This window comes from Pseudomonas batumici, assembly GCF_000820515.1.
GTDB lineage: Bacteria > Pseudomonadota > Gammaproteobacteria > Pseudomonadales > Pseudomonadaceae > Aquipseudomonas > Aquipseudomonas batumici.
Map to the genome: position 1 here is coordinate 42957 of NZ_JXDG01000031.1, position 13566 is coordinate 56522.

Annotated in this window: 11 protein-coding genes; 4 read left to right on the forward strand and 7 right to left on the reverse strand. The window is 64.2% G+C overall.

The features are described 5' to 3' along the window. Nucleotides 1-108 precede the first annotated feature (108 nt). Both phnN and UCMB321_RS11575 read right to left on the reverse strand, forming a co-directional pair. Complete coding sequence (gene phnN / locus UCMB321_RS11570; protein ID WP_040066666.1) at nucleotides 109-663, reverse strand: phosphonate metabolism protein/1,5-bisphosphokinase (PRPP-forming) PhnN; 555 nt, start codon at nucleotides 661-663, stop codon at nucleotides 109-111. 95 nt (nucleotides 664-758) lie between these two features. Beyond that, nucleotides 759-2072, reverse strand: a complete 1314-nt coding sequence (locus UCMB321_RS11575) for an MFS transporter (protein ID WP_040066668.1) — start codon at nucleotides 2070-2072, stop codon at nucleotides 759-761. Nucleotides 2073-2316: 244 nt separating this feature from the next. Here UCMB321_RS11575 and UCMB321_RS11580 point away from each other — a divergent pair, with 244 nt between their 5' ends. From UCMB321_RS11580 to UCMB321_RS11590, 3 genes are all read left to right on the forward strand, one after another. Continuing rightward, nucleotides 2317-3195 (forward strand): LysR family transcriptional regulator, encoded by an 879-nt coding sequence (locus UCMB321_RS11580; RefSeq protein ID WP_040066672.1) that lies wholly within the window; start codon nucleotides 2317-2319, stop codon nucleotides 3193-3195. Between the two features lie 258 nt (nucleotides 3196-3453). Further along, nucleotides 3454-4752, forward strand: a complete 1299-nt coding sequence (gene tcuC, locus UCMB321_RS11585; RefSeq protein ID WP_040066675.1) for an MFS transporter — start codon at nucleotides 3454-3456, stop codon at nucleotides 4750-4752. A 30-nt stretch (nucleotides 4753-4782) separates the two neighbouring features. Continuing rightward, the gene (locus tag UCMB321_RS11590) at nucleotides 4783-5556 is read left to right on the forward strand and encodes a substrate-binding domain-containing protein (RefSeq protein ID WP_040066677.1); all 774 of its coding nucleotides are present in this window, start codon (nucleotides 4783-4785) and stop codon (nucleotides 5554-5556) included. Here the strand turns inward: UCMB321_RS11590 and UCMB321_RS11595 are convergent. Both UCMB321_RS11595 and UCMB321_RS11600 read right to left on the reverse strand, forming a co-directional pair. Further along, nucleotides 5546-6460, reverse strand: coding sequence for a LysR family transcriptional regulator (locus UCMB321_RS11595; protein ID WP_040066679.1), 915 nt, complete (start codon nucleotides 6458-6460; stop codon nucleotides 5546-5548). The genes UCMB321_RS11590 and UCMB321_RS11595 overlap by 11 nt on opposite strands. Before the next feature lie 161 nt (nucleotides 6461-6621). Further along, on the reverse strand, nucleotides 6622-7641 hold the full coding sequence (locus tag UCMB321_RS11600) for a branched-chain amino acid aminotransferase (protein ID WP_040066681.1): 1020 nt from the start codon (nucleotides 7639-7641) through the stop codon (nucleotides 6622-6624). Between the two features lie 250 nt (nucleotides 7642-7891). Between UCMB321_RS11600 and UCMB321_RS11605 the strand changes: the two genes are divergently transcribed. Continuing rightward, nucleotides 7892-8236, forward strand: coding sequence for an FKBP-type peptidyl-prolyl cis-trans isomerase (locus UCMB321_RS11605; RefSeq protein WP_040066684.1), 345 nt, complete (start codon nucleotides 7892-7894; stop codon nucleotides 8234-8236). 35 nt (nucleotides 8237-8271) lie between these two features. Here the strand turns inward: UCMB321_RS11605 and UCMB321_RS11610 are convergent, their stop codons facing one another. The 3 genes from UCMB321_RS11610 to UCMB321_RS11620 form a co-directional block, all read right to left on the reverse strand. Continuing rightward, nucleotides 8272-8970: a glutathione S-transferase N-terminal domain-containing protein gene (locus UCMB321_RS11610; protein WP_040066686.1), complete on the reverse strand. Its 699-nt coding sequence runs from the start codon at nucleotides 8968-8970 to the stop codon at nucleotides 8272-8274. A 97-nt stretch (nucleotides 8971-9067) separates the two neighbouring features. Next, a complete protein-coding gene (locus UCMB321_RS11615) occupies nucleotides 9068-12148 on the reverse strand; it encodes an error-prone DNA polymerase (protein WP_040066691.1) in 3081 nt (1026 codons plus the stop codon). Then, the gene (locus UCMB321_RS11620; protein WP_040066694.1) at nucleotides 12145-13563 is read right to left on the reverse strand and encodes a Y-family DNA polymerase; all 1419 of its coding nucleotides are present in this window, start codon (nucleotides 13561-13563) and stop codon (nucleotides 12145-12147) included. Before UCMB321_RS11620 ends, UCMB321_RS11615 begins: the two co-directional genes overlap by 4 nt. Nucleotides 13564-13566: the final 3 nt, after the last annotated feature.

The window sequence follows — 13566 nt, forward strand, 5'->3', positions numbered from 1 at the left end:
ACGAGGTAAAAAACCAGCCAATTTATTACTTTGATTTACCGCTTATTCAACAACCGAAAAGACAATAAGAAAACTCCCAAATACCAGGAAGTTTACTTATAAAAAACACTATTTCCCGATCAGTCTGAACAACTTTTCCAGGCTTTTGCGCAAGGGTCCCGAATTATCCAGCAGACTCAGCGAGGGGTCGTCCGCCGCCAACATCGAGGTCGTGAACTCGGCATTGCGCGCCAGGCGTTCCTCGATCTGCGGCAAGGTCTCGCGCCCCCGCACCAGCAACCGCTCACGCAATACCGCCGGGTCGACGGTGAGCAGAATCACCTGCAAGTCCGGATAACGCGCCCGCGCCTGTGGCAGATACGCCCGCGAGCCGTTGACCAGCACATCCGCGCCGGCGGCCAGCCAATCGTCGACCAGGCGCGGAATGCCATAGCACAGGCCGTTGGCCTGCCAGCTCATGGCAAAGGCGCCCTGGGCCTGCATCGTCGCGAATTGTTCGGCACTGACCGCTTGCGCCGCCTCGCCGGCCGCCTCGGCCGAGCGGGTGATGACGCGCCGGGCAACGCGGCCGCCTCGCTCGGCCAGGGGTTCGCGGGCGGCATCGAGCAAACTGTCCTTGCCCGAGCCCGAGGGCCCGATGAGATAGATCAAGCGGCCAGCCATCCGAAACATCCTCACAGGTTGTCGCGGGCACAGTACAACAATCGCGCCGATCCGAGTACTGGCGGGAGGACAAAGCGCACACGTTTGCGCCGGACTCACCCCAGGTTGCGCGCCGCCAGCCGGGAAAAGCTCGCCAGGCAGGCCACGGCGGCAAAACCGGCACCGATATACAAGGCCAGCACCGGCCCGGCGTGGCTCGACAGGCCGAAACTCAGGGCCACCAGCGCGGCCCCCGTCGATTGGCCGAGCAAACGCGCGGTGGCGATCGTTCCGCTGGCGCCGCTGCTGCGCTCGCGTGGGGCGCTGGTCATCAGGGCCTTCTGGTTGGGCGACTGGAAGAATCCGAAACCCAGGCCACAGATCACCATGCGCACGCCGATCTCCAGGGCGCTCGGGTCTGCGGGCAGCATCGCCAGGGACAACATGCCCAGGGACAGCACCGCCAGGCCGATCCCCCCGAGCAAGCCCGGCGGATAACGGTCCGACAGGCGTCCGGCAAAGGGGGCGATCAAGGCCACCACCACCGACCAGGGCGTCATCAGGTAGCCGGTCTGGACCGGATCGCGGCCCAGCACCGTCTCGAAGAAAAACGGCAGCGATACAAACGCCAGGCCCTGGGTCGCGAAGGAACAAATGGCGGTCAGCGCCGACAGCGTGAACATCGGCCGCTTGAGCAGGTCGGAGGGGAACAGCGGTGCCGGATGGCCGATCTCGCGGCGGATCATCACGCTCCCCGCCGTCACGCACACCAGCAGCGCCAGGCCGATCGGCAAGGCATCGGCAAACTGCGCGCCCTCGCCCAGGGCATAGATCAGCGAGCCGAACGTCAGCATGCTCAGCAGTGCCGTGGCCCAGGCGAAACGCTGGCCGTTGGGCGGCGTATGGGGCAGCGAGGGAATCGCCATGGCCAGGGCGACCAGGCCGATGGGGATATTGATGCCGAACAGCCAGGGCCAGTCGGCCACCGACAGGATCAACGAGGCAACAGTAGGCCCGGCGGCAAACGACATGCCCACCACCAGCGCATTGAGGCCCATGCCCTTGCCGAGCTTTTCCGGCGGGAACAGGCTGAAGATCAACGCGCCGTTGACGCTCATGATCGCGCTGGCGCCCACCCCTTGCAGGACCCGGGCGAGGGTCAGTTGGGTCAGGGTGGTCGACATCGCGCACAGGGCCGACGACAGGGTGAACAGCACCAGCCCGAACAGGTAGACCTTGCGATGACCGACGGTTCCGCCGAAGGAGGCGAAAGCCAGGATGGTGGCCACGGCGGACAGTTGGTAGGCATTGATGATCCACACCGAGGCGGCCGGCGTGGTGTGCAGGCTGGTGGCGATGGCCGGCAGCGCCGTGTTGGCGATGGCGGTGTCCAGCGAGGCCAGGGCAATGGAGATCAGGATCGCCAACATGCCACTGACCTGGCGCGATACACGCGGCTTGAGAATTCCCGATAGATCGCTGATCGCACACCCCCGAAACCCGCTGTACGGAGCGGATCATAGCGTTTTACCCAATGCCGATGACGACGCCTTGCTGAACCGTGGCTGTACGACATCGAGCGCGGGTTCAGCCGGTGTCGCTGTCCATGGTGATCTCCTAGCCTCGCTTGATAAACTAGCGCTTTCTTGGATCACTCCCAATAAAAGGTTGGTAATGGACGTTCTGGCAAGCATGAAGGTCTTCGTCAAGGTGGTGGACCACGGCAGCTTCAGCGCGGCGGCGCAGTCCATCGGGATCTCCTCGACCATGGTCGGCAACCATGTCCAGGGCCTGGAGAAGCACCTGGGCACGCGCCTGCTGCACCGCACCACTCGTCGCCAGAGCCTGACCGAGATCGGCCAGGGTTATTACACCCAGTGCCTGGCGATCCTCGGGCAGATCGAACACGCCGAACTGATTGCCCGGGAACAGCGTGCCCATCCTCGCGGCCGGTTGCGGGTCAGTGCTTCGCCGACCCTGGCCTCGGACCGGTTGATCCCGGCAATAGCCGCCTACCTCAAGGCCTACCCGGAAGTGGACATCGAGCTGCAGTTCAACGATCGGGTGGTGGATCTGGTGGAGGACGGCTTCGACCTGGTGTTCCGTTACGGCGAACTGCCCAGCAGCGGGCTGGTGGGGCGCCTGCTGAGCAAGAATCGCCGCATCGCCTGCGCGTCGCCGGCGTATCTGCAAAGCCATGGCACGCCGCAGGTGCCAGACGATCTACGGCAGCACAACTGCCTGGTGTTCCTGCGGGCCACGCCGCAACGTGATTGGCTGTTCCAGGGTGTCAGCAGCGAAAGCGTCCGGGTCCACGGCCAGCTGTCGGCCAACAACGGCACGGCGTTGATGAACGCCGCGCTGGAAGGCATCGGTATCGTCCTGCTGCCGCAGACGCTGGTGGACGACGCCTTGAAGGATGGGCGCCTGGTCCACGTGTTGCCCGACCACGAGACCCTGGATCGCCCCCTGCACCTGGTCTACCTGCCGGACAAGCAGATGACGCCCAAGTTGAGCAGCTTTATCGAGTTCATGGTCAAGCGCTTTGCCTAGCGGTCAATTTTCTTGAAAACGCCACAAACCTTGTAGGAGCTGGCTTGCCGGCGATAGCGGCCTATCAGGTGATGCAAGGCCCACGGGCCTCATCGCCGGCAAGCCGGCTCCTACAGGGTCCGCGCCAGACATTGATCCTGCCTGCGCATCAATCCATTCTAAAAATGCACTTATCAAATCTATAGCGCTGCTCCAGTATCCCAGCCAATAAAAATCTGCACGTCGATGCAGGCCATAAAAACGCTGGAGACCTTCACGATGCACGCCACACCACCGACCGCCACTTCTACCCGTGCCAAGGCGGGCGCGGTATTCCGCGTCACCTCGGGCAACTTCCTCGAACAGTTCGACTTCTTCCTGTTCGGTTTCTACGCCACCTACATCGCCGCCGCCTTCTTCCCCGCCAGCAGTGAGTTCGCCTCGCTGATGATGACCTTCGCGGTGTTCGGCGCCGGCTTCCTGATGCGCCCGCTGGGTGCGGTGATCCTCGGCGCCTATATCGATGACGTCGGTCGGCGCAAGGGCCTGATCGTCACCCTGTCGATCATGGCCAGCGGCACCATCCTGATCGTGCTGGTCCCCGGCTACGAAAGCATCGGCCTGCTGGCCCCGGCCCTGGTCTTGATCGGTCGCCTGCTCCAAGGCTTCTCAGCCGGTGCCGAACTGGGCGGTGTCTCGGTCTATCTGTCGGAAATCGCCACCCCTGGGCGCAAGGGCTTCTTCACCGCCTGGCAGTCGTGCAGCCAGCAAGTGGCCGTGGTCATCGCCGCCGCCCTGGGCTACGCACTGAACCAGTGGATGTCGGCCAGCGCCGTAGCCGATTGGGGCTGGCGTATCCCGTTTCTGGTTGGCTGCATGATCGTGCCGTTCATCTTCCTGCTGCGTCGCAAGCTGGCGGAAACCGAAGAGTTCGCCCAGCGTCGTCATCGTCCGGGCATGCGCGAGGTGTTCAACACCCTGGCGCAGAACTGGGTCGTCGTGGTCGCCGGCATGCTGATGGTCGCGCTGACCACCACCGCCTTCTACCTGATCACCGTCTATGCACCGACCTTCGGCAAGACCGTGCTGCACCTGAGCACCGCCGACAGCCTGCTGGTGACCTTGCTGGTGGGGGTCTCGAACTTCTGCTGGCTGCCCCTGGGCGGCACCCTCTCCGACCGTATCGGCCGCCGTCCGGTGTTGCTGACCATGGCCGGCCTGACCCTGGCCACGGCCTATCCGGCGCTGTCGCTGCTGGTCCAGGCACCGAGTTTCACCAGCATGCTGCTGGTGCTGCTGTGGCTGTCGTTTCTCTACGGGATGTACAACGGCGCGATGGTGGCGGCCCTGACTGAAATCATGCCGGCAGAAGTCCGGGTGGCGGGTTTCTCCCTGGCCTACAGTTTGGCGACGGCGGTGTTCGGCGGTTTCACCCCGGCGATCTCCACCGCCCTGATCCAGTACACCGGGGACAAGGCCGCGCCGGGCTACTGGATGAGCTTCGCCGCGCTCTGCGCTTTGTGCGCGACGCTGTTTCTGTATCGCCGCAGCACGCTGCAGCTCAAGCCGGCCGTTTGACTGTTCGCCGCTAAAAACAAGAGAGATCCGATGAAAGCATTGCTATTGAAATTGGCCCTGGTCGGCAGCCTGGCCCTGGGCAGCCTGGTGGCCCAGGCCGAGGAAATCCGCGTGATGACCTCCGGCGGCTTTACCGCCGCCTACAAGCTCCTCGGCCCGAAATTCGCCGCCGACACCGGCAACACCCTTGAGACCATTCTCGGCCCGTCCATGGGCAAGGCCCCGGAAGCCATCCCCAATCGGCTGGCGCGAGGTGAAAAGGCCGATGTGCTGATCATGGTCGGCTATGCCCTCGATGAGTTGATCAAGCAGGGCAAGGTGTTGCCCGGCTCACGGGTCGAACTGGCCGATTCGCGGATCGGCCTGGTGGTGCGCGAAGGCAGTGCCAAGCCGGCCATCGGCACCGAGGCCGAATTGAAGGACACCTTGCTCAAGGCCAAGTCCGTGGCCTACTCCGACAGTGCCAGCGGCGTGTATATCCAGGATCAGCTGTTCAAGCGCCTGGGCATCGAAGCACAACTCAAGCCCAAGGCGACCATGGTGCCGAAGATCCCGGTGGCCTCGGTGGTGGCAACGGGGGAATACCAGCTGGGCTTCCAACAGGTCAGCGAGCTGCTGCCGGTGCCGGGGGTGACCTATGTCGGCAAGATCCCGGAGTCGCTGCAGTCGGTGACGCGTTTTGCCGCCGGGATTCCGGTAGGAGCCGAGCATCCCGCACAAGCCAAGGCCCTGCTTGACTACCTGGCCGCTCCGGCAGCCCAGGCCACCGTGAAGGCCACCGGATTGGACTCGATCAGCCACTGACCTCGGATCGCGACACCTTCATCTCGACAATCAGCCGCTCCAGCTCCCGTGCCGCCGGGGTCAGCACCCGTCCCCGGCGCTTGAGCAGCCCGACCTTGCGCATCACGGTCGGCTCGATCAGCGGCACACTGGTGAGAATCGGATGCCCGTCCCCCGGCATCGCCATGGTCGGCACCGCCGCCACCCCCAACCCGGCCTCCACCAGACCGATCATGGTGGTGACGTGCCGGGTTTCGCAGACCCCGGGCTTCTGCGGTGCGATACCCACCAACGCCTGGTCGAGCAGGAAACGATTGCCCGAGGTCTTGTCGAGGCTGATGTAGTCCTGCTGGTACAGCTCGGTCCAGGTCACGCTGGCCCGCCCGGCCAGCGGATGATCGCGGCGACAGGCCATGACATAGCGCTCCTCCACCAGCAGCTCGAATTCGATCTCCGCTTGCAGGTTGCCGGTGAAACTCAGGCCGAAATCCGCCTCGCCACTGAGCACGGCGGCATGCACGTCGTTGGCGCTGGAGTCCAGGACCTTAACCCTGATTTTTGGGTATTGCCGGTGATAGTGGGCAACCACCTTCGGCATGAAGTAATAGGCCGCCGACGGCACGCAAGCCACCGTGACATGCCCCAGCCGGGTCGAGGCCACGTCGGTGATGCCGAGCAGGGCCAGGTCCAGGTCATCCAGCAAGCGCTCCACCGTCGGCGCGAACGCCCGGCCCACCTGGGTCAGGCTGACCCGTCGGGTGGTGCGCTCGAACAGCCGCACACCCAGCGCATCCTCCAGCTTCTCCACCCGCCGACTCAAGGCCGGCTGGGAAATGCTGATGGCCTGGGCCGCCTTGCGAAAGCTGCCCTGCTCCACCACGGCGCGAAAGGCCTGCAAGTCGTTCAAATCGAAGTTGATGGCCATGGCGCTGACTCGTCGGAAACTGATTGATCAGTCTAACGCATGAGTCAACCGATTCGATGCATGAGTTGCACGTGAACAGGCGTCGTTCACCCGGAAATAAAAAGCCCGGCCTGATTGCTCAGGCCGGGCTTTCACACTGTCGAATCAGGCAGTCGCAGGCATCAGACCTTGACGATCCAGCCCGCCGGCGCCTCGATGTCGCCGGTCTGTACGCCGGTCAGTTCGCTGTACAGGCGCTGGGTCACCGGACCAACTTCGGTCTCGCTGTGGAACACGTGCAGCTTGCCGTTGTACTCGATGCCGCCGATCGGCGTGATCACCGCGGCAGTGCCGCAGGCGCCGGCTTCCTTGAAGTCGGCGATCTTGTCGATCAGCACATCGCCTTCGACGACTTTCAGGCCCAGGCGCGATTCGGCCAGTTCCATCAGCGACATGCGGGTAATGCCCGGCAATACCGAAGGCGACTTCGGCGTGACGAATTCGTTGTTGCCGGTGATGCCGAAGAAGTTGGCCGAACCGACTTCCTCGATCTTCGAATGGGTCAGTGGGTCCAGGTAGATGCTGTCGGCGAAGCCACGCTTCTTGGCTTCGGCACCCGGCATCAGGCTGGCGGCATAGTTGCCACCGACCTTGGCCGCACCGGTGCCTTGCGGAGCCGCGCGGTCGTAGCTGGAGATCACGAAATTGTGCGGCTTCATGCCGCCCTTGAAGTAGGCGCCGACCGGGATGCAGAAGATCGAGAAGATGAACTCGGGAGCGGTACGCACGCCGATGTTGTCACCCACGCCGATCACGAACGGCCGCAGGTACAGCGCGCCGCCACTGCCGTAAGGCGGGATGAAACGTTCGTTGGCACGCACCACCTGCTTGCAGGCTTCGATAAACACGTCGGTCGGTACATGCGGCATCAGCAGGCGCGAGCAGCTGCGCTGCATGCGCGCGGCGTTCTGGTCAGGACGGAACAGGTTGATCGAACCATCCTTGCAACGGTAGGCCTTCATGCCTTCGAAGCACTGCTGGCCGTAGTGCAGCGCGGTCGAACCTTCGCTGATGTGCAGGACGTTGTCTTCGGTCAGCGTGCCCTTGTCCCACTCACCGTTACGGTAGTACGACAGGTAGCGCTTGTCGGTCTTGACGTAATCGAAACCCAGCTTGTCCCAGTTAATGCTTTCCTGACCCATGGCACCCTCAATCATCTGATAACCGCCCGAATCGCTCAGGCTTATGACATTTTTTCCGCAGACCCACACAATACTCTATTCAGGCAGGAAATCGCAGCCTGGACGACGTGCATGTCCTACATGCGTTTATGCCCGGTCCGATGCACTAGCGCCAGGGGCTGCCCATGCTGGCGCGGGACATGCGACATGGCAAAATGCCGGACCCTACCGATCGGGAAATCATTCATGGGGTACCGACCCTGGAGAAGTTATGACGAACACTGAACTGCAGGTGACGGACCTGCTGGAAGGCGACGGCAAGGCCGTGGTCAAGGGCGCCCTGATCACCACCCACTACCGCGGCACGCTCGACGATGGCAGCGAGTTCGACTCGTCCCATAGTCGTGGCAAGCCGTTCCAGTGCGTGATCGGCACAGGGCGGGTGATCAAGGGCTGGGATATCGGCCTGATGGGCATGAAGGTCGGCGGCAAACGCCGACTGTTCGTGCCGGCGCACCTGGCCTATGGCGAACGCGGGATGGGTTCGCGGGTCGCCCCTGGCGCCGACCTGACCTTTGAAATCGAGTTGCTGGAAGTGCTGACAAGGGATGATTGAGCAGGCCTGATCGAACCCTGGCCTGCCTCCACGACTCAACTCGGAATGGTCAGCCCTTTGATCACCGCCGGGCGGGCCAGGAACTGCTCCAGTGCGCGCAGCACATGGGGGAAGTCCTTGATACCCACCAGGTCGCCGGCTTCGTAGAAACCGATCAGGTTGCGGATCCATGGGAAGGTGGCGATGTCGGCGATGCTGTAGTCGTCGCCCATGATCCAGCGACGGCTTTCCAGGCGCCGGTCCAGCACACTCAGCAGGCGCTTGCTCTCGGCGACGTAACGGTCGCGCGGACGCTTGTCCTCGTAGTCCTTGCCGGCGAACTTGTTGAAGAAACCGAGCTGGCCGAACATCGGTCCGATGCCGCCCATCTGGAACATCACCCACTGGATGGTTTCATAGCGCCGGGCCAGGTCCTTGGACATGAAGCGCCCGGTTTTCTCGGCGAGGTAGATCAGGATCGCCCCGGACTCGAACAACGGCAGCGGCTGGCCGTCGGGACCGTTGGGGTCAATGATGGCCGGGATCTTGTTGTTGGGGCTCAACGAGATGAATTCCGGCGTCAGTTGGTCATTGCTGGAGAAACTGACCAGGTGCGCCTCATAAGGCAGGCCCAGCTCTTCGAGCATGATCGAAACCTTGACGCCGTTGGGCGTGGGCAACGAGTAGAGCTGGAGTCGGTCAGGATGTTGCGCGGGCCATTTCTGCGTGATGGTGAACTCGGAAAGATCAGTCATGGAAGGCTTCCAGCAAGCGGCAGGGAATGCGACAGCGGATCGACGGGTGATCCGTTCGGCGAATGATTATAGGCATAATCTGTTCGCCGGAGCGTCGTCAGCGGAAATCCCGGCTGCGCACGGTGATATCGGCCAACATCGAGCCCAGGTCGCTCAAGCGCCCGGCAATCACATGCCGCACCTCGCCCTCGGTTTCCAGGCGTCCGTCGACTTTCAGCAACTGCGCGCCCACCAGCACTTGCCGTTGCCGCTCGGCCAGGTCGCGCCAGACCACCACGTTGACGTTGCCGAATTCATCCTCAAGGGTGACAAAGGTCACCCCACTGGCCGTGCCCGGTCGCTGGCGCCCGGTGACCAGGCCGACAATGCTCACCGGCCGGCCGTGTTCGACGTCCAGCAGCTCCCGCGAACTGCGACAGCGCAAGGCTTGCAGCTGCCCGCGCAACAAGGCCAGCGGGTGCGGGCCCAAGGTCGTGCCGAGGCTGGCGTAATCCGCTTGCAGGTCCTCGCCGACACTCGGGCGCGGCAAGGCCACCGGGGGTTCGGTCGCCCTCGATAACCCGGCAAACAAGCCCAACTGCCGCTCGACCCCCGCCACTTCCCAGCGCGCCCGGTAACGATGGCCCGACAGGCCACGCAAGGCGCCAGCATCAGCCAGGAGTTCCTGGGCCCGGGTATCGAGCCGCGCCCGCTCGCCGAGGTCGGCGATATCCTCGAAATCCCCGGCCCCGCGGGCCTCTTCGATGCGCAGCGCATCCTCCTCGCGAAACCCGCGAATCATCCGCAAGCCCAGGCGCAACGCTGGCTGCGGACCTTCACTCGGCTCCAGGCTGCAATCCCAGGCGCTGGCCCGGACATCCACCGGGCGAATCTGCAAGTGGTGACGACGGGCATCCTGGAGGATCTGGTCCGGGCTGTAGAAGCCCATCGGCCAACTGTTGATCAGCGCACAGGCGAACGCCGCCGGCTCATGGCACTTCAACCAGCAACTGGCGTAGGTCAGCAAGGCGAAGCTGGCGGCATGGGACTCGGGAAAACCGTAACTGCCAAAACCCTTGATCTGTTCGAAGATCTGCGCGGCGAACTCCGGAGGATAACCGTTTTTCGCCATGCCCCCGGCCAGCCGCAGGCGGTGCGGTTCAAGCCCGCCATGGCGCTTCCAGGCGGCCATGGAACGGCGCAACTGATCGGCCTCGCCCGGGGTGTAGTTCGCCGCTACCACGGCAATCTGCATGACCTGTTCCTGAAACAGCGGCACCCCCAGGGTGCGTTTCAGGACCTCTTCAAGCGCCGGTGACGGATAGGTCTCGGGCTCCACCTTGTGGCGGCGCCGCAGGTACGGATGCACCATCCCGCCCTGGATCGGCCCCGGCCGGACAATCGCCACTTCGATCACCAGGTCATAGAAATTCTCCGGTTTGAGCCGTGGCAGCATCGACATCTGGGCCCGCGATTCGATCTGGAAGACCCCGATGGTGTCGGCCCGGCCGATCATCGCGTAGGTCGGCTTATCGTCCGGCGGAATGCTGGCCAGCGTCCAGCGCGGCCCGCCGCGATACTGCTGCACCAGGTCGAAACAACGGCGCAGCGCGCTGAGCATGCCCAGGGCCAGGACATCGACCTTGAGCAAACCGACCTTGTCCAGGTCGTCCTTGTCCCACTGGATAATGGTGCGCTCAGCCATGGCGGCGTTTTCCACCGGCACCAGGGTGTCCAGCGGCTGCTCGGAAATCACGAAGCCCCCCGGATGCTGGGACAGGTGCCGGGGAAAACCGATCAGTTGCCGGGTCAGCCCCAGCACCCGGCGCAGCACCGGGCTGTCGGGGTCGAAACCGCTTTCGCGCAGCCGTTCGGGCGCCGGCGGTTCATCGCTCCAATGACCACAGGCATCGGCCAGGGCATTGATCTGGTCCGGCGGCAGGCCCAGTGCCTTGGCCACATCCCGCACCGCCCCCGCGCCATGGTAGGTGCTGACCACCGCCGTCAGCGCCGCCCGACCGCGGCCATAGCGCTGGAACACGTATTGCAGCACCTCTTCGCGGCGATCGTGCTCGAAGTCGACATCGATATCCGGGGGCTCGTTGCGCTCGCGGGACAGGAAGCGCTCGAACAGCATGTTGGTGCGATCCGGGTTCAGTTCGGTGACCCCCAGGGCATAACACACCACCGAATTCGCCGCCGAACCGCGCCCCTGGCAGAGAATGCCCTGGTCGCGGGCGAAACGGACGATATCCTGCACCGTCAGGAAATAGCTGTCGTAGTCCAGCTCGGCGATCAGCGTCAGCTCTTTCTCGATCAACTCGCGGACCCGGGGACTGATCCCCTCGGGCCAACGTCGCCGGACGCCCTCTTCCGTCAGGTGGCGCAGCCAGGACGTCGGGGTCTGCCCTTGCGGCACCAGCTCACGGGGATACTGGTAACGCAACTGGCCGAGGTCGAAGGTACAACGCCGGGCAATGACCTGGGTCTCGGCCAGCAAGGCCGCCGGATAGATCCCGCGCAAGGCCTCGAGACTGCGCAGATGCCGCTCGCCATTGGCATGCAGCTGCTGCCCGGCATCGGCGACCCGGGTGTGCAGGCGAATGGCGGTCATGGTGTCCTGCAGGGCGCGCCGGGCCCGCACGTGCATATGTACATCGCCACTGGCCACGGCGGGAATCGCCAGTTCGTCGGCCAGGGCCAGCAACCGTGCCAGACGCTGCTCATCGTCCTGGCCGCAGTGCAGTTCCACCGCCAACCACAGGCGTTCGGGAAAATGCTCGCGCAACCAGCGGCCATCGGCTTCGGCGATATTCCGCTCTGGCAGCCACAACACCAGCAACCCGGGCAACGCCTGCTGGAAATCCGCCCGCAGCACTTGATAGCAGCCTTTTTCCGAGCGCCGCCGGGCCTGGGTGATCAGTCGGCAAAGGGCCTGGTAGCCCGCCAGGTTTTCCACCAGCAACACCACCCGAGGCCCGTTCTCGATCTGCATTTCACTGCCGATGATCAACGGCAGGCCGCTCTCCTGCGCGGCCTGCCAGGCCCGGACAATCCCGGCCAGGGTGCATTCGTCGGTGATGGCCAGGGCTTGATAACCCTGCTCCCTGGCCCGCTCGAACAACTCCTGGGCGCTGGAAGCCCCGCGCTGGAAACTGAAGTTCGACAGGCAATGCAGCTCGGCATAGTCGATGCTCATGCGAACCAGCCCTGCAGCAGCAACGGGCCGCTTTCACCCACCGTGCGATAGGCCCAGGCGTGCCGCCCGGCACGGGTCTCGACCAAATAATAGTCGCGGCGGATATCCGCACCGTCCCACCAGCCCGACTCGATCCGCTCCGGCCCCAGCAGGACCCGCGCCGCCTGTTCGGGCAGTGGCAACGGTTCCTTGAGCAACCAGCCGGGACGCAACGGCCCGCTCTCGGCCAGCGGACCGGGCGTGCTCGCCGACAGCGGCTGCCAGGCACATTCGGGACGGTGATCGGCCTGGAAACACAGGCCCTGCACCGCGTCATCCCCCAGCCGGGCACGCAAGCGCTCGCGCAGTTGCTCCCAGGGCAAGGACTGTTGCGGGCGCTCGTCGAACAGTTCGCGGTGTTGCGGGACAAAGGCCGGCAAGTCCTCGGCCTCCAGGCGAAAGCCGCGTACCGCCGACTCGACCTGGACCTGCTCCAGCCGCCCACGGGCCAGTTCGAAGAGCATCGCCGGATCACGTTCGGCACTCAGCAGGCCGACCTTGATCCGCGTGTCCGCAATCCCGGCATGTTCCAGGATCAGTTCGAAACGCTGCACGCCGCTGTCACGTCCACAGAGAAATGCCGACAGGTCCCCGGTCAGGCGCCGCAAGGGAAACAGCAGGGCTTGGTGCGAAGTCACGTCGAAATTCAGCTCGATCCGCGCCGCGAAGCGATCCGGCGGCAGGTAGAACGCCAGGGCCAGCGGTCGCTCGCCGAGCAAGGTGTCGAGGTGCTTGAGCAACGACGCCTCGAAGCGCCGGGCCAGGCTATGCCGGGGCAAGGCCAGCACCTGGTCCAGGGTCCGCAGCCCCATGCGCGACAAGGCCGTGGCCGCGTCTTTTTCCAGCCCGGCCCGGTCGATCGGCATCGGCCCCAGGGCCTGGCGCAGGGCTTCATCGTCCACCAGCGCAAGGCCATCGTAGGCATTGGCCAGGACCCTGGCCGCCGCCGGATTCGGAGCGACGACAATCCGGTGACGAAAACCCAGGTCGCTCAGTTCCTTGCGCAGGCGTGCTTCCAGCTGCGGCCAGGGGCCGAACAAGCCCAGGCTGGATTCGATCTCGAACAGCAAGGCGCGGGGATAACGCAGGCTGACCTGGGAGCTGAACCGATAGGCCCAGGCGGCGAGAAACTGTTGCCACTGCTCGATTTCAGCGGGGTCGTATTCGGCGCTGGCAAACGCCTTGGTCAGGGCATGGGCGGCGGTCAACGATTGCCCGGGACGCAGGCCCAGGGCCCGGGCCGCCGCGTTCACCGCCTGTATCACCCGGCGTTGCGGCGACCCCGTCAGCAGCGCCAGCGGCGCTTCAGGTTCCGGGGTACGGCGCAGCACACCGTCCAAGGCCAATTGCGGAAAAACAATGCAAACCCAACGCATGCC